This window comes from Haloterrigena alkaliphila, from assembly GCF_017352155.2.
Taxonomy (GTDB): domain Archaea; phylum Halobacteriota; class Halobacteria; order Halobacteriales; family Natrialbaceae; genus Haloterrigena; species Haloterrigena alkaliphila.
In genome coordinates this window covers 1,977,318-1,991,919 of the sequence record NZ_CP071462.1, presented here as the reverse complement: position 1 = coordinate 1,991,919, position 14,602 = coordinate 1,977,318, and the positions used below count along the sequence as shown (strand labels likewise).

At 64.6% G+C, this 14,602-nt stretch carries 12 protein-coding genes; 3 read left to right on the top strand and 9 right to left on the bottom strand.

The features are described from left to right. Positions 1-347 precede the first annotated feature (347 nt). The 3 genes from J0X25_RS28465 (at position 348) to J0X25_RS28455 (ending at position 3,757) form a co-directional block, all read left to right on the top strand. Positions 348-1,598, top strand: a complete 1,251-nt coding sequence (locus J0X25_RS28465) for an ABC transporter substrate-binding protein (protein WP_207287236.1) — start codon at positions 348-350, stop codon at positions 1,596-1,598. Positions 1,599-1,601: 3 nt separating this feature from the next. Then, positions 1,602-2,459, top strand: coding sequence for a branched-chain amino acid ABC transporter permease (locus J0X25_RS28460; RefSeq protein WP_207287235.1), 858 nt, complete (start codon positions 1,602-1,604; stop codon positions 2,457-2,459). Positions 2,460-2,686: 227 nt separating this feature from the next. After that, positions 2,687-3,757, top strand: a complete 1,071-nt coding sequence (locus J0X25_RS28455) for an alpha/beta hydrolase (protein ID WP_207287234.1) — start codon at positions 2,687-2,689, stop codon at positions 3,755-3,757. A gap of 79 nt (positions 3,758-3,836) precedes the next feature. On the opposite strand, the gene J0X25_RS28450 is transcribed toward J0X25_RS28455, so the two are convergent. From J0X25_RS28450 to J0X25_RS28410, 9 genes are all read right to left on the bottom strand, one after another. After that, entirely contained in the window at positions 3,837-5,459 is a 1,623-nt protein-coding gene (locus tag J0X25_RS28450; protein ID WP_207287233.1) for a long-chain-fatty-acid--CoA ligase, read from the bottom strand. Next, positions 5,456-5,980: a Zn-ribbon domain-containing OB-fold protein gene (locus J0X25_RS28445; RefSeq protein WP_207287232.1), complete on the bottom strand. Its 525-nt coding sequence runs from the start codon at positions 5,978-5,980 to the stop codon at positions 5,456-5,458. The genes J0X25_RS28450 and J0X25_RS28445 overlap by 4 nt, the downstream gene beginning before the upstream one ends. After that, a complete protein-coding gene (locus J0X25_RS28440) occupies positions 5,977-7,176 on the bottom strand; it encodes a thiolase family protein (RefSeq protein ID WP_207287231.1) in 1,200 nt (399 codons plus the stop codon). The genes J0X25_RS28445 and J0X25_RS28440 overlap by 4 nt, the downstream gene beginning before the upstream one ends. A gap of 2 nt (positions 7,177-7,178) precedes the next feature. Beyond that, positions 7,179-9,131, bottom strand: a complete 1,953-nt coding sequence (locus J0X25_RS28435) for a 3-hydroxyacyl-CoA dehydrogenase/enoyl-CoA hydratase family protein (protein WP_207287230.1) — start codon at positions 9,129-9,131, stop codon at positions 7,179-7,181. 287 nt (positions 9,132-9,418) lie between these two features. Beyond that, entirely contained in the window at positions 9,419-10,186 is a 768-nt protein-coding gene (locus J0X25_RS28430; protein ID WP_207287229.1) for an IclR family transcriptional regulator, read from the bottom strand. Between the two features lie 763 nt (positions 10,187-10,949). After that, positions 10,950-12,377: a sodium-dependent transporter gene (locus J0X25_RS28425; RefSeq protein WP_207287228.1), complete on the bottom strand. Its 1,428-nt coding sequence runs from the start codon at positions 12,375-12,377 to the stop codon at positions 10,950-10,952. Between the two features lie 230 nt (positions 12,378-12,607). Beyond that, entirely contained in the window at positions 12,608-13,162 is a 555-nt protein-coding gene (locus J0X25_RS28420; RefSeq protein ID WP_207287227.1) for a DUF2238 domain-containing protein, read from the bottom strand. A 106-nt stretch (positions 13,163-13,268) separates the two neighbouring features. After that, positions 13,269-13,874, bottom strand: a complete 606-nt coding sequence (locus tag J0X25_RS28415) for a metal-dependent hydrolase (protein ID WP_207287226.1) — start codon at positions 13,872-13,874, stop codon at positions 13,269-13,271. 183 nt (positions 13,875-14,057) lie between these two features. Beyond that, positions 14,058-14,495 carry a universal stress protein gene (locus tag J0X25_RS28410; protein ID WP_207287225.1) on the bottom strand — a complete coding sequence of 146 codons (438 nt, stop codon included), beginning with the start codon at positions 14,493-14,495 and terminating at the stop codon, positions 14,058-14,060. Positions 14,496-14,602: the final 107 nt, after the last annotated feature.

Sequence of the window (14,602 nt, the reverse complement as noted above, 5' to 3'; positions counted from 1 at the left end):
CGCCGCTCGCTGAGAGCGGTTCGATCGGACCGGATCGACCGGTGTGACGCCCGTTCGTGGGTAGGCGTGACATCCGTTCGTGGGCGGGTGTGACGTTCGTGGGTGGAACCGACCGGCGATGCCCACGGACCAGCAAGTCGTGACTGGCGGTCAGTAGCGATCCGAAACGGCCAGTGGGATGGTGGTCCATTGCGACGGATCGAGTGGTCCGTGGTGCCCGTCAGCCGCTCCCGGGCCCCTGCTCTACGTGGAATACGTGGGCTATTACCAGTAAGCTTATTTATACCCGTGTTCACCCACACCATATGCGTGACAAGCAGCCACATAGAACTTGCGAGACGAGCGGCATGAACAGGCGACAGTTCGTCGGACTGGCCGGTATCGGCGCGACCGCGTCCGTCGCCGGCTGTCTCGGTATCGGTGGCTCGGATAGCAGCGGTGGCGGCATTACGATCGGCTCGCTCGCGTTCAAGCCGGAGAGCGCACCGCAGGGAACGGCCCAGAAACAGGCCGCCGAACTGGCCGTCCAAGAACTCAACGACGACGGCGGCGTCCTCGGCGAGGACGTCGAACTGCTCGTCGAGAACACGCAGGGCGAGGCGGAAACGGCCAGTAATCGATACGTCGAACTCGTGTACGAGCAGGAGGTCGACGTGACGACCGGGGTGTTCAGAACGGAGGTAATGAAGGGGATCATGTCCGATATCGCCGAACACGAGACGATCCACATGAGCGGCGGCCACACCTCGCCGGAGATCGCCGAGATGCTCGCCGAGGACTACGAGACGTACAAGTACCAGTTCCGGCCGTACGGGAACGCGACCCGCTGGATCGCGTCGATCGCTGACATGGCCGGACACATGAACGAGCAGGGCGAGTGGGACCGGATCGCGCTGCTCAACGAGGAGTTCGACTGGACCCAGTCGTTCACGCAGGTCCTCCCGGGCCTGCTCGAGGAGCAGGGACTCGAGGTCGTGTTCAACGAGCGGTATCCGGCCAGCACCGAGAACTTCACGCCGTTCTTCGACGGCATCGAGTCCGAAGAGGCCGACGCCGTCGTCATGGGGCAGGCACACACCGCCGCCCCGGCGCTGGTCCAGTGGCGAAACGAGGAACGCGAGTTCGCCGTCTGCGGACAGATCTCCCAGATCGTCGACCCCGGATCGTACGAGCGATTCGACGGGACGCCCCAGTACGCGATCAGCAACGCGCCCGCGGTCCACACCGCGGAGCTCTCCGAGAAGACGAAACCGTTCGCCGAGAGCTACTACGAGGAGTTCGGCGTCTACCCCAACGACGCCTTCGCGTACGCGACCTACGACGGCCTCAAGATGTGGGCCGACGTCGTCGAACAGGTTGAGTCGACGGACGCGGCGGACATCGTTCCGGCACTGGCCGAGGCGAGCTTCGAGGGAACGCGCGGGACGATCGAGTTCAACGGGAAAGATCACGAGTACCCGCACGACGCGAAGTTCGGCGAGGACTACCTTCGGCGAGTCAACTTCCAGTGGCAGGACACCGACGGCGAGGGACTGCAGCAGGTCATCCATCCGGAGGACCTGTCCACGTCGGACTACCGTCGCCCCTCGTGGTTCTGACCCATGGTCGACATCGTTAGCATCGCCGCGAACACGGTGATTCTCGGATCGCTGTACGCCCTCATCGCGATGGGATTCACCCTCGTCTTCGGCGTCGCGGGACAGGCCAACCTCGCACACGGCGGGACGATCACGATCGGTGCGTTTACCGCCTGGTACGTCGCCGGCTTCGGCTACGGCATCTGGATCGGTCTCGTCGCCGCGATCGCGGCGGGTGCGCTGTTTCACGCCCTGCTGTATCGCGTCTTCGTGAGCCACATCGAGGACGGCATAAACGTCCTGATCCTCACGCTGCTCGCCGGACTCGTCGTCGAGTACGTCCTCGAGGCGGCGATCGGCACCCAGTCGCGGTCCGTCCCGCAACTGCTCGGTGGAAGTACGTCGCTCGCCGGCGTCTCCTTTCTCTACAACAATCTGCTAATATTCGCACTCTCGTGGGTGTTCATCATCGGGCTCTTCGTGTTCGTCAACTACACGAAAGTCGGACAGGCGATCATCGCCACGAGCATGAACGAGAAGGGCGCCGCGCTCCTGGGCATCAGGACCGATCGCATCACGCTGCTCACCTGGACCGTCGCCGGCGTCCTGGCCGGCTCCGCCGGCGTCCTCTACGGGTCGTACCGAGCGGCCTCCTACGACATGGGGCTCACGCCGCTCATCCTGGCGTTCGCCATCGTCATTCTCGGCGGGATCGGCTCGATCCGCGGCAGCGTCATCGCCGCCTATATCATCGGTTTCCTCGAGGTGTTCACGACGTCGGCCATCTCGCCGCGCCTCGGCGGGATGTCGGCGTTTATCGTGATCGTCCTCGTCTTACTGGCGAAGCCGACCGGGCTCTACGGGCGCGAGCTGCCGACCTGAACCCGTCCGGCCCCTTTTCCCATCGGTTCCGAATGACGTTCTCAGTCGACGTCCGCTGATTGATTCGAATCACAGCCGGAGTCGTCGGTAATAGTCTATAGCCGGTTTGTTCAGCATAGACCGGCCTATCAGGGTAAAACGTATAATATTACTTATCTAACAGAGACACGCTCCGATAATCAGCCCAAGAGATATATAGTGTGTCAATATCACACACTTGTGTCGGCATGACTACTCACGATAAGAGAAACGGAACGACTCGGAGATCGGTACTTCGAAGACTCGGTATCGCTGGGTCGGCGATCGCACTGTCGACTGGCAGTGCAGCGGGTACACCGGCCACGCCTTCGAAGGAGATCGTACGCCACGAGAACCTCACGTACGCCGAACGGCCGGACGTCGATCACGAGGACCACAGCGACGGCGAACTTCGGCTCGACCTGTATCTCCCCGATCAACGGAAGCCACACCCGGCACCGGTAGTCGTCTACATTCACGGTGGGCAATGGCTCTACGGGGACAAGGCCGATCCGGCAGAGGTACCGATGTTCGAACACTTCGCACGGCAAGGGTTCGCCGTTGCGAGCATCGAGTACCGGTTTGCGACGGAGGCGACGTTCCCTGCGCAAATTCGCGACGTCAACACCGCTATCCGGTGGCTCCGCGCCCGTGCTGACGACTACGGCCTCGACGCGGAGAACGTCGCTACCTGGGGGACGTCCGCAGGCGCCCATCTCGCCGCCCTCGCCGGGGTGACGAACGATGTCGACGAATTCGAGGGCGATGGGCCCGCCAATCACTCGAGCGATGTCCAAGCCGCCGTCTCCTGGTACGGGATCATGGCCCTCGACCGGATGCGGGAAACGGCCCACCCGGACAGCCCGTACGAGTACGAACACGACGAGGCCCCGGAATCGCTTCTGGTAGGGGAGACCGTCGGCGAAAATCCCGAAACCGGCCGGTACGCCAGCCCGCTCGAGTACGTGACCGACGACGACCCGCCGCTCCTCCTCTATCACGGGAACGACGATCACATCGTCGGATACGGACAGAGCGAATTGCTGTTCGAGCGGGCTCGCGAGATCTGTCACGACACCACGTTCTACGAACTTCACGGCCTCGGGCATAGCTCCGGAGACGTCTTTTCGGCGTTAGGCGACAGCCCGCCGGCCGAAGCGACCGCGAGAACGGTGCAGTGTACTCCCTCCGATGACGGCCCGCGAGAACGGGTGAGAGACGGCCCGATCGCCTCCCTCACGGACATGGAACGGTTCCTCCGTCGCAACCTGCGGAGCTGAGTCCCGATCCGGCGTCCGGACCGTTCGAGTCAGCTCGTCGAGAGCCGAACGAAACGCCGAAAAACGGGTCCGCGCCGCGTTACTCGTCAGCCGATAGGATCCCGTGCTCCTGCTCGAACCGGTCCCGGAGCGTCTTCTTGTCGAACTTGCCGGTCGTCGTCTTGGGGATCGACTCGCAGAAGACGATCTCGTCGGGGAGCCACCACTTGGGGAACCGCTCGAGGAGGTGCTCGTTCAGCTCGTCCTCGGTGAGGTCGCCGCGCTGGACGACGTAGGCGACGGGTCGCTCGTCCCACTTCGTATGTTCGACGTTGATCACGGTCGCCTCCTCGACGTCGTCGTGGGACATCAACTCGTTCTCGAGTTCCAGCGACGAGATCCACTCGCCGCCGCTCTTGATGACGTCGTCGAGGCGGTCGACGACCTCGAGGTAGCCGTACTCGTCGATGGTGCCGACGTCGCCGGTCTTGAACCAGCCGTCGTCGGTGAACGACGCCTCGGTCTCGTCCGGGCGCGCGTAGTACTCGTCGATGAGCCAGGGTGAGCGGGCCTGAATCTCGCCGGTCGACTCGCCGTCGTGGGGGACCGGCTCGCCGCTCGTATCCCGTAGACGGATCTGGACGCCGGGTGCCGGAATGCCGGGCTTCATCTGCTGTTGGTAGCGCTCGCTCTCCGGGAGGGCGGCCACCTCGGTCGTCGTCATCGTGTTGACGAGGTGCGGGGCGGCCTCGGTCATGCCGTACCCCTGGTGGATCGGCGCGTCGATCTCCTTGTCGAATTTCTCCATGAGCCACTCGGGCGGCGACGTGCCCCCGATGAGAACCCGGTCGAGGCTCTCGAGTTCGACGTCGTCGCGCTCGTCGTAGAACTCGGCCATCTCGAGCCAGACCGTCGTCACCGCGGCGGTGACGGTCACCTCCTCGCGGTCGATGACTTCGGCGATCTCCTCGGCGCCGGTCTTGGGACCCGGCAGGATCAGCTTCGAGCCGGACAGCGTCGCGCTGTAGGGCAGCCCCCAGCCGTTGACGTGGTACATCGGAACGACGGGCATCACGGCGTCGTTCTCGCCGATCTCGAAGACGTCGACGTGGCCGTGCGTGAGCGTGTGAAGGTAGAGGTCCCGGTGGGAGTAAGCGGCCCCCTTCGGGAGCCCCGTCGTCCCGGAGGTGTAGCAGATCCCCGCCTCGTCGTCCTCGTCGATGGTTGGCCAGTCGTAGTCGGTGTCCTGGTCCGCCAGCAGGTCCTCGTAGGCGACGACCGGCTCGAGGTCCGTCTCGGGCACTTCGTCGTCGAGCACGACGTAGTGCTCTACCGTCTCGAGGTCGTCGGCGACGCCCTCGACGGTCTCGACGAACTGGGGATCGACGAAGACGACCTCGTCCTCGGCCTCGTTGACGATCTCGACGAGGTGCTCGTCCGGGAGCATGTGGTTCGTCATGTGGATGCTCCGGCCGCTGCAGGCGGGACCGAAGTACAGTTCGTAGTGGCGGTAGTGGTTGATCGCCATCACCGACACGCGCGAGCCGTCGTCGACGCCGAGCTCGTCGAGGGCGTTCGCCAGCTGCCCGATCCGGTCGTAGGCGTCGTCGTACGTGTACCGGTGGGTCGTGCCGTCGGGCAGTTCCGAGACGATCTCCTTGTGGCCGAACAGGTCAGTGGCCCGCTCGAGCATGACCTGCAGCGTGAGTTCGTAGTCCTTCATCGAGAGTCACCTTCGTCAACATCGGTCGGCTCGAACCGATAAAAAACCCGCTCCTCGTCGACCGGGCCGTCGATTTCGACGATCTTCAGCGAGACCGGATCCCCGATCTCGAGGTCGCTGTACGAGGCGTCGTCGATCCGCGCCGACAACTGCACCGGGCCCAGATCGACGACCCCGACGACGAACGGCACGTCGTGTTCGGCAAGCCCCATCGGGAGGCCGCCCCGCACTTCCGAGAACGCGAACAGTTCGCCCTCGTGGGGGAGGTCCACGTACTCGAGATCGTCGCCCGTACACTCGGGGCAGACGATGCGGGGCGGGTAGTGGACCGCGTCGCAGTCGGTACACTGCGTCGTCGTCAACCGGCCGTCCCGGAGGTTGTCGTAGAACTCGTGGATCTTCGTGTGATCTTCGGTCTGGAGCTCGTAGAAGTCGAGCAGTCGGGGCAGCTCGATCTCTTTCGGCACCGAGACGCGCTCTCGCTCTCCCTCTCCGCCGTTCGAATCTGTCGTATCGCTCATTGTGGATCCCTCGCGAGCGTCATCACGCTGTGGACCGACCCGCTCCCGCTGAGGTTGTGGATGAGGCCGGTCTCCGGGTCCTCTACCTGTCTCTCGCTCGATACCTCGCCCTGGAACTGCTGCGTTACTTCGAGGGCCTGCGAGACGCCGGTCGCGCCCAGCGGGTGGCCACAGCCCAGCAGGCCGCCGCGGGGGTTGACCGCCACGTCGCCGTCGAGGTGGCTGCGGCCGTCCTCGATGAACTGGCCGCCCTCGCCGCGCTCGCAGAAGCCCAGTTCCTCGTACTCGATGATCTCGCTGATCGAGAAGCAGTCGTGGATCTCCGCGATGTCGATCTCCTCGAGCGGGTCCTCGATACCGGCCTGCTCGTAGGCGTTCTGCGACGCGTTCCGGGCCTGCGGCCAGCCGGAGAACGACGGCAGGTTGTTGATCGAGTTGCCCGCCATCGAGGACTGGCCGCTGCCGGTGATCCAGGCCGCGGTGTCGGTCACGTCGCGGGCCTTCTCCTCGCTCATCAGGATCACGCCCGCGGCGCCGTCGGTGATCCCGCTGCAGTCGAAGAGGTGCAGCGGCGGCGCGATCTCGGGCGACTCGAGGACGTCCTCAGGGTCGATCTCCTTTCGGTACTGGGCGAAGTCGGTTTTGGCGGCGTTGCTCTTGTTCTTCGCCGCGACCAGCGAGAGTTGCTCGCGGGTCGTCCCGTGTTCGTGCATGTGGCGCTGGGCGTACCACGCGAAGAAGGGCGGCGCGGCCAGCCCGTTGACGCCGTCGAACTCCCGATCGAGGACGTTCGCCATCGATCCCTGCATCTCGGGAACGTAATCGCGGCCGAGGTTCATCTTCTCGACGCCGAGCACGAGCGCGGTGTCGAGTTGGCCCGCGGCGATCGCCAGCCACGCGTACCGCAGCGCGGCCTGTCCGCTGGCACAGGCCAGTTCCGTCCGGGCGGTCATCTCGGTAACCTCGATGCCCAGCAGTTCGGCCACCATCGGGGCGACGTGGGACTGGTAGGCGAATCGTTCCGGTTGCACGGCGCCGACGAACAGCCCCTCGATATCCTCGGGGCCGACGTCGGGGACGGCGTCGAACGTCGCTTTCCCGCCCTCCTGGGCGAGGTCCTTCCAGGTGGCGTCCCGTTCACCCCAGTCCGCGTGCCCGCCGCCGACGATCGCGACGTTTCGCGTCGAAGCGCTCACGATCACTCACCCTCGAACTGCGGTTCGCGGTTCTGTCTGAACGCCGTCACGCCCTCGAGCATGTCGTCGGTCGTCGCCAGCACGGCGAACGCCTGCTTCTCCATCGCCAGCGCCGCCTCGAGACTGGCCTCGGGGCCGTCGTTGATCACTCGCTTGGCGGCCTTGAGCGCGACCGGCGGACCCGAGACGAGGTCGTCGACGATCTCGCCGACCTGATCCTCGAGTTCGTCAGTATCGGAGACGGCGTAGTTGACGATGCCCCACTCTTCGGCCTGAGCGGCGTCGAACTGCATGCCGCGGAAGACCATCTCCTTCGTCTTCGCTTCGCCGACGAGGCGGACGAGGCGCTGGGTCGCGCCGCCGCCGGGGATCACGCCGAGGTTCGTCTCGGGCGTCCCGATGGTCGAGTCCTCGGTCGCGACGCGAATGTCGCAGGCCAGCGCGAGTTCGATGCCGGCGCCCAGACAGAAGCCGTCGATCTTCGCGACCGTCGGCCGGGGGAACTCGTAGACCGTCTGGAACATCTCGTCGACGTCCATGATCTCGGCGGGGTCGTCGGCCGTGAAGCCCGTGATGTCCGCGCCGGAACTGAACGCCTTGTCGCCGGCGCCCTCGAAGACGACGCAGGCGACGTCGTCGACGTCGACGTCCGAGAGCAGTCGATCGATCTCCATGAACATGTCGTCGGACATCGAGTTCATCCGCTCCTGGCGGTCGAGTTCGATCGCGAGGACGCCGTCGTCGTCGACCTCCCAGTTGATGTAGTGGTACGGCGGGTCCACACGGTAGTCGTAGAAGCCCTTGCCGGCGTCCTCGCCCGTCCATCCCTCCTCGACGAGTTCGACGAGGTAGTCGGCGGGCTCGTAGCGCTCTTCGCCGTACTCGTCGTGAAGGTCCTCGAGTTTCTCGAGGACGACCTCGAGACCGATGCGGTCGCCGCGGCGGCACATCCCTTCAGGGAAGCTCCCGCCGAGGCGACAGCCGAGGTCGATCGCGTCGGGCGTCGCGACGTCGTTGCCGACGAGCCACGCGGCCTTGTTGATCATCACCGCCTCCGTCCGGAGGGTGTCGTAGTTGCCCGCGTCTTCGGGACCGTAGTCGACGCCGTCACCCTCCTCGTAGTCGTAGAACCCTTTGCCGCTCTTCTTCCCCAGATTGTCGTTCTCGACCTTCTCGGCGATGGCCGGGGGAACCGGCTGGCCGGACTCGTCGCGGAAGTGGTACGCGATGTCGATCCCGCCGAAGTCGTTGAGTTCGAACGGCCCCATCGGGTACCCCCGCTCGTAGACCATGCTGGCGTCGGCCTCCTGGACCGTCGTCTCGTCGTTCGAGAGCATCCAGGCGGCTTCCTCCATGAACGGGACGAGGACGGTGTTGACGACGAAGCCGTGGACGTCCTTGCGGACGTAGATCGGCTGCTTGTCGATCGACTCGGCCCACTCGTAGGCGATCTCCGCGGTTTCGTCGGTCGTCGCCTCGCCGTAGGTCACCTCGATCAGGTCCATCTTCACCGGCGGGTTGAAGAAGTGGAGGCCGACCACCTGATCGGGTCGATCGGTCGCCGACGCGATGTCCGAGATCGAGAGGCTCGAGGTGTTCGACGCCAAGATCGCGTGATCGGGCGCGTGCTCGTCGACCGTCGAGAACGTGTCCTCCTTGATCGACATCTGTTCGGGGACGGCCTCGATGACCAGGTCCGCGTCCGAGACGGCGTCGGCGAGGTCCGTCGTCGTCTCGATCCGCTCGAGGACGGTCTCGGCGGACTCGTCGATCTGGCCCTTCTCCTCGAGTTTCTCGACGCTCCACTCGATGTCGTCGTACCCGTCCTGAACGATCTCCTCCTCGATGTCACGCATCGTGACGTCGTAGCCACCGATCGCGGCGATCTCCGCGATACCGTGGCCCATGCTCCCGGCTCCTAGCACTGCTACTCGCTGCACGGTGTCAAGGCTCATCGTAAAACTCTCCGTTATTGTGTCCCATATATCTTTGGAAGCGGGAATCGTAATCCCGAAGCACGATACCGTCACGCGGCGAGATCCGACCGGTTCGACGTTCCGATCATCGAACGGAAGCCGTCGAGCACCGCGTCCACCGGGCCCCGACCGGTGAGATGGCTACCGATCCGTGGAGGTCCAGTCCGGCGAGAAACCGAATCGAGGTGAACGGGCGCCGATCCGTCCCGTCTCGTCCACGTCCCATCCCGTCCCATCCCGAAGCGGACCGCCTGCGACGGCGACGGTTACCCGTAGACGAGGCGGAGTTCGATGTCGTCGACCGCCTCGAGCAGCGCCTCGTAGAGGTCGTCTTCGATCCGGTCGTTCGTGAGGCGGTTCGCGGCGCCGGCGATCGTGACGGCGGCGACCGGTCGCCCGTCCCTGATGATCGGCGTCGCGATGGCGTGGAGTCCGCGCAGGTCCTCCTGGAAGTTCATCGCGTACCCGCGCTCGCGAATCGCCTCGAGTTCGTCGTACAGCGTCTCGCGGTCGGTGATCGTATTTTCGGTCTGGGCCGGAAGGCCGTGACGGTCGATCACCGACTCCACCTCCGCCTCGGGAAGGTGTGCCAGAATCGCCTTCCCGGCCGAGTTCGCGTGGAGATAGACCCACGTCCCGATCGTCGAATCGAAGGAGAACGACTCGTTGTGTGGAACCCCGTAGACGAACATCCCCATGCCGTTCTCGTGGACGATGAGCCACGCCGCCTCGTCGGTCTCCGCGGCCAGCCGATCGATGCGATCCTTCGCGGCGTGGTAGACCTCGTACCCGTTTCGAACGTGGACCCCGGTGTTGAAGAACTGGAGTCCGAGCCGATACTGGCCGTCCTCCTTGACGGCGTATCTGTTGCGCTCGAGGGTCACGAGGTGTTTGTGGACGGTACTCTTGGCCAGACCGAGTCGATCCGCGAGTTCGGTCACGCCCGCGCCGCCGGTTTCCTTCAGGCCTTCGACGATGGCGAACAGCGTCTCGTTCGATTTGATGGATCGTCCATCGTTCCCGCCGCTTTCCATACGTCTCCTACGCTCGAGTCGCACATAAGCGGTTCCCACTGGAAGACGCTGGGCTGATCTCGACCGGGCACCGATCCGCGCGAAATCGAGATCTCCGACCGCATCGAACCGAACGGAAACAGTATGTATACTGCTACTATAGTAGATCTACCGAGAATACTATGCTTTGTGCGGATCCCTGCTCGATCGTACCCCCGCGGTGCAACAGCGATGGAAAAAACGGCGAGACAGCCGATAAAGGCACGAAAGCGGCGTTTTGAGAACGGGATGTTCGTTTCAGGCCTCCGAACTGCATCCCGAACGCCGTGATCCTCGTCGAAATCGCTCTGACGCCCAAGAAGGATATTTCTGCACGTATTCGTCGGGTTTGAGGCGTTTCAATCCATACGGCTTCACCCACTCTCCGTAATGATGGACCGGTTATCTATCTTATTTTATAGTATTATGTAATTCTGTAGTTTGAGGAAGAGGGGTACCGTGCTCGAGCCACCGAGCGAGCCATCGTCGGAGGTAGAGGAACCGGTCGAGACGTCGTCCGCAGCGTCGCTACTGCCCTCTCGGGTTCGATCAGAAGTCCAGGTTCGGTCGACGTTCCTTACGAAGCTTGTTCGTGTAGTCTCACTCGGCAGATTGTTCGACCTCGACGATCTCGATCAGATTTTTTTGGATATCTAATCTATTGATCGGCTGAAACCGTCTCGAGAACCGAACGCGGATGGAAACAGTTGCGGAGAGGATCGATGACCGCCGAAGCGACTAATCGTCAGTCCGCGTTGTCGCTCGAGTGGGGACGGTTCTCGGAGACGGAGCGGCGGGCCACCAACACGAACGCCACCAGCGTCAGCAGCGCCGCGACCGCTAACAGTCCCGTTCCCACCGAGAGACCAAGCAGGGCCGTGACGTCGGCGTAGAACGTAAAGAGCAGGAACGTCGGGAAGAGGGTCCCGATCGCGTACCGCCACGGAATCGCGAGCGGACGCGATATCGGTCCCGCACCGTTGCGGTACTCGTCGATCGCGGCCGGGCCGAGCACCCAGGCCGTGTACAGCATGAATCCGGTCAGGCCGAGTACCAGAAACAGATCGACGAGGTGGTCCGCGAACAACGTGAACACTGCAGGGCTGAACGCATTGACGCCGCCGGTGAGCGTGACCAGCACGAACAGTCCCCGGGTCGCCGTCGACCGCTCGAGGTCGAACTCGTCGACCAGGAACGAGACCGGAATCTCGAGCATGCTGATCAGGCTCGTCAGGGCTGCGAGGAGGACGACGAGGAAGAAGACCGCGCCGAGGAGGCGCCCGCCGGGCAGGCTCGCGAACGCGCCGGCGATACCGACGAACAGGGCGCCGGGACCGCCCTCGGTTGGGCCCGCCGCAAACGAAAACAGCAGCGGGAACACCACGAGTCCGGCCACGATACCGATGCCGAGATTGAGCACGGCGATGGCGGAGGCGTCGAGGGGCAGCGAGCGGTCGTCGTCGACGTAGGACGCGTAGGTGATCATCGTTCCGCTGCCGATCGAGAGGGTGAACAGCGCCTGACCGGCGGCCGACCCCAGCACCGACAGGAAGTTCGCCGCGAGGTAGGCGCCGTCGAATCCGAGGTAGAACTCGTACCCCTGCGCGGCACCGGGCTGTTGGGTCGCCCAGACCGCGAGCCCGACGAGCAACACGGCGATGCCGGGCATCATCACCTTCGTCGTCGCCTCGATGCCGCGTCTGATCCCGGCGGTGACGATCAGCGCCGTGGCCGCGAGGACGGCGAACTGGTAGCCGAACGCTTCGGCGCCGTAGCTGATCGCCGCGAAGTGGGCCTCGGGAGTCGCGAAATAGGCGCCCGTCGCACTCTCGAGGAAGTAGCGAAGGATCCAGCCGGCGACGACGCTGTAGAACGACATCAGCATGATCGAGGTGACCACACAGAGCGCGCCCAGCGCCGTCCAAACGCGCGATCCGGCGAGCGATTTGAACGCACCGACCGGGTTTCTGTTCGACCGCCGGCCGATCACGAACGCGGCCAGCAATCCCGGTACTCCGACGCCGAGGACGATGAGCAGATATACCAGCAGAAAGGCGCTTCCGCCGTTCTCCGCGGTCATCCACGGAAACCGCCAGATGTTCCCCAGCCCGATCGCGCTGCCGACCGCAGCGAGAATGAATCCGGCGCGGCTCGCCCAGCTCTCACGTGCCATTCTGTCTCACTGAACCGACTCGACGTGCATAAGGATTATCGTTGAACTGATGTGATCGATCGTGACGGACTATCGGAAATCGGAGTACTTGGCGCAATGGCCGATAAACGGCGGTTCTAACCGATATTCTAACAACGGATTTTCGTTGACAATTTCGAGCTCGGGCCGGGAACAAACAGCGGACTGCTCGATTCACGTCGGGATCAGATCCATCGAACACCGCCGACGAGCTACTCGGTGGCGAGGTCGCCGAGGACGCGGTCACCGAACGCGAGCACGAGCAGCGCACCGACAAGGTTGAAGACGATGTCGAGGAGCGTGTCTTTCGGGCCGTACGTGACGAGTATCGGCTCGAGTCCGAGACGATTCGCCGCGGCGTGGATAGCGTACTCGGCGATTTCCCAGAGGAGTCCGAGACAGACGACGACGGCGACGACCCGCGGACCGGGATCGCGTCCGCGTCGACGGCTGGCCGCGTAGACGATCCCGCCCAGAATCGACGAGGAGTGCGCGTGCGTGAGGTGGTCCCACCACCAGACATCGTCGTACGGCCCGAGCATGCCGATCGCGTGGGTGACCATCGCGGTGTTCACGTACGCCCGCTGCCACGGCCGGAGTTCGACGCCGTACGCGCGTTCGACGAACTCGGGAAGGTACGTGCCGATCGCCGCGACGGCGGCGTTGACGACCGCCCCCGGATCCCGGCGTCGGAGTCCGACGAGGAACACGGTGAGCAACGCGTACCGGATCCCGTGTTCTCCGCCCAAGTCGGCCGGTCTCTTCATGCGCGTGAGCGACACTGACTACTCGGAGTTTATAGAGATATCGACACGAACGTCGGACACGGTCCGGGCCGTCGACCGGACTCGAGTCGTTCGATCGGCAGGACGGTCAGGTCTCCCGATAGCGCTCGGGGAGATACGGCGCGATCGGTCGCGGTGCCCGCCCGGCGAGCGATGCCGCGAGGGTCGCGAGCGGCTTTCGCAGCAGGACGTAGACGGCCGACACTGCCAGCATCGCGGCCGCAAAGGTCGTGACCGGGCCATCGGCCACGATTATCAACGGGACCGCCGCGACACCCGCGAGCGCGAGGTCCTCGGGGGCGCCGTCGTAGCGAACCCAGCGGCGAGGACGGATCCAGTGTCCGTGGTAGTGGCTGTAGACCGCCCGTTCGGAACGGCCCTGCCACGGTCGCAGTTCGAGACCGCCACCGGCGGCGTCGGTCACGGCGTGCAGTGCCGCCGCGGCGAGGCCGACGGCCAGCGCAACGGTCGTCGTCGTCGGCGAAACGAGGGCGGCCGCGACCGCCGGGACGGTCGCAGTCGACGCGTAGACCGGGTAGTGGAACGTCTTTCGGTGGCCGGCGTAGAGGTCGAAGTCGGGGACCAGGCCGCCGACGAGACCGGCGGCGACCGCGGTGGGAGCATGCTCCGGCGCGAGTACAAGAACGGGGAGCGCCAGCAGCATGCCCCAGAGAGCGTGGGTAGTCGCCATCATTGTGTCCTTCCGTAGCGGACGGAACTACATAGCTGTTGCTCGCGATTCGCTCACGAGTAGCCGGCGGTTCCCATCCGACGATTCGACGGCTATCGGACCACGAGGACCGGAACCGGGCATCACGGCTGCCCCGTTCCGCTCGAGGCGAGGCCGATCGCGATCCGAACCCGATCGCGCGGCAGGCTACTCGTCGTCGCCGTCGGAAACTAACACGACGGGGATCGAGAGGTCGCGCACGAGCGCCTCGCTCGTGCTCCCGAGCAGAACCGTCTTGAACGCCGACTTCCCCCGTTCCCCGAGGACGACGAGATCGATGTCCGCCGTCTCGACGTAGTCGGCGATCTCCCGTTCGGGCACGCCCTTCCGGATCCGGTCGACGAGCGTCACGTCCCGCGCTCGACTCTCGGTCTCGACCGCCTCGAGGACGGCTTCGCCGTCGGCACGGAGGTCGTCCTCGACCGTCGCCGGATCGACGATGTCGCTGTCGTAGCCGATCCGCGTTTCGATCACGTAGAGGGCGTGCAACGTCGCCCCGTACGTCGCCGCGAGGTCGACGGCGTGGGTCGTCGCCGCGCGCGCACACTCGCTTCCGTCGGTCGCGAGGAGGACGTCGGAGTACATCGGTGAGTACACCTCGGAGTCCGTCCCTTATGATTTCGAGGGGCCGAACCGCGGGACCACGGCCGCGGCGTCGGGAGCGACGACCGACCGAGTCGCGATGTCGGCGA

What these genes read in the sequence shown, in the direction of transcription:
- J0X25_RS28435 (WP_207287230.1), bottom strand. Translation starts at nt 9,131, where the DNA reads ATGAGCCTTGACACCGTGCAGCGAGTAGCAGTGCTAGGAGCCGGGAGC.
- J0X25_RS28445 (WP_207287232.1), bottom strand. Translation starts at nt 5,980, where the DNA reads ATGAGCGATACGACAGATTCGAACGGCGGAGAGGGAGAGCGAGAGCGC.
- J0X25_RS28465 (WP_207287236.1), top strand. Translation starts at nt 348, where the DNA reads ATGAACAGGCGACAGTTCGTCGGACTGGCCGGTATCGGCGCGACCGCG.
- J0X25_RS28410 (WP_207287225.1), bottom strand. Translation starts at nt 14,495, where the DNA reads ATGTACTCCGACGTCCTCCTCGCGACCGACGGAAGCGAGTGTGCGCGC.
- J0X25_RS28430 (WP_207287229.1), bottom strand. Translation starts at nt 10,186, where the DNA reads ATGGAAAGCGGCGGGAACGATGGACGATCCATCAAATCGAACGAGACG.
- J0X25_RS28415 (WP_207287226.1), bottom strand. Translation starts at nt 13,874, where the DNA reads ATGATGGCGACTACCCACGCTCTCTGGGGCATGCTGCTGGCGCTCCCC.
- J0X25_RS28425 (WP_207287228.1), bottom strand. Translation starts at nt 12,377, where the DNA reads ATGGCACGTGAGAGCTGGGCGAGCCGCGCCGGATTCATTCTCGCTGCG.
- J0X25_RS28450 (WP_207287233.1), bottom strand. Translation starts at nt 5,459, where the DNA reads ATGAAGGACTACGAACTCACGCTGCAGGTCATGCTCGAGCGGGCCACT.
- J0X25_RS28420 (WP_207287227.1), bottom strand. Translation starts at nt 13,162, where the DNA reads ATGAAGAGACCGGCCGACTTGGGCGGAGAACACGGGATCCGGTACGCG.
- J0X25_RS28455 (WP_207287234.1), top strand. Translation starts at nt 2,687, where the DNA reads ATGACTACTCACGATAAGAGAAACGGAACGACTCGGAGATCGGTACTT.
- J0X25_RS28460 (WP_207287235.1), top strand. Translation starts at nt 1,602, where the DNA reads ATGGTCGACATCGTTAGCATCGCCGCGAACACGGTGATTCTCGGATCG.